The following is a 239-nucleotide window of genomic DNA, read 5'->3' on the forward strand; positions in this document are numbered from 1 at the left end:
GTACTGGATATTGACGGCGAGCCCGCCACCGAGCTGGAGACTTTTAATCCACGGCCCGGCGTGCTTGTAGGCATCTCCAATCACCCGCGTCGGGTCCAAGCGGGCTATTCAGCGCCGCTAAAGCTCATAGTGGTGGATCAAAGCGGGAAGAAGATACCCTCGGGAAAGATCGAAGCCCAAATAATGCAGAAAAAATACTTCTACTCGCAAAAGCGGGATGATGCAGGCAATCTGAATCC

Annotated in this window: 1 protein-coding gene; it reads left to right on the top strand. The window is 53.6% G+C overall.

Going from position 1 to position 239, the window contains the following annotated elements:
- On the top strand, nucleotides 1-239 hold a 239-nt coding region (locus tag H6B31_RS17010), incomplete at both ends, for a hypothetical protein (RefSeq protein ID WP_204899557.1).

This window comes from Pseudoflavonifractor capillosus (genome assembly GCF_016899775.1).
Taxonomy (GTDB): domain Bacteria; phylum Bacillota; class Clostridia; order Oscillospirales; family Oscillospiraceae; genus Lawsonibacter.